The following is a 521-nucleotide window of genomic DNA, read 5'->3' as shown; positions in this document are numbered from 1 at the left end:
GTTAATGTGATGTATCAGAACAAGATCGAGGCAGGGCTTAGTTACCGCTTAGAGGATGCTATTGGCGGAATGATCAACTACCGCGTTACTCCTCAATTGCGCGTGGGTTATGCATATGATTACGTTACCTCAGATATTAACAAAGTCGCCAAAGGATCTCATGAGTTTATGGTATTGTACGATATCTTCTTGTCAAAAAAAGTATCCAGTTCGTCTCGTTATTTCTAATAGCCAAACACACATATAATGAAAATAAGAAAGGTTTATTTAGGTCTGTTATTGGGTGGTTTTTTAGCTACACAAAGTATAAGTGCTCAAGAGCCTATCAAAACGCCTTTGGAGATTGCCGATGGTCACTATAAGCACTACGAATTCGTAGAGGCAGCTAAAGTGTATCAGAAGTTAATCCGCGGTGCCAAGACAGATAATTATATTTATTTACAATTAGCGGATTGTTATTACAACATATTCAATACAGTAGAGGCAGCGAAGTATTACGGAAAGGCCTTGGAGAAAGATCC

At 38.8% G+C, this 521-nt stretch carries 1 protein-coding gene and 1 pseudogene; both read left to right on the top strand.

The features are described from left to right. On the top strand, positions 1–228 hold a 228-nt coding region (locus tag H4K33_RS16420), incomplete at its 5' end, for a type IX secretion system membrane protein PorP/SprF (protein WP_182650886.1). 18 nt (positions 229–246) lie between these two features. After that, positions 247–521, top strand: a pseudogene (locus H4K33_RS16415) (tetratricopeptide repeat protein); the annotation flags it as partial.

The organism is Myroides sp. WP-1, from assembly GCF_014145635.1.
GTDB lineage: Bacteria > Bacteroidota > Bacteroidia > Flavobacteriales > Flavobacteriaceae > Flavobacterium.
Note: the sequence above shows the minus strand (reverse complement) of the source record. Positions and strands in the feature narration are given on the sequence as shown.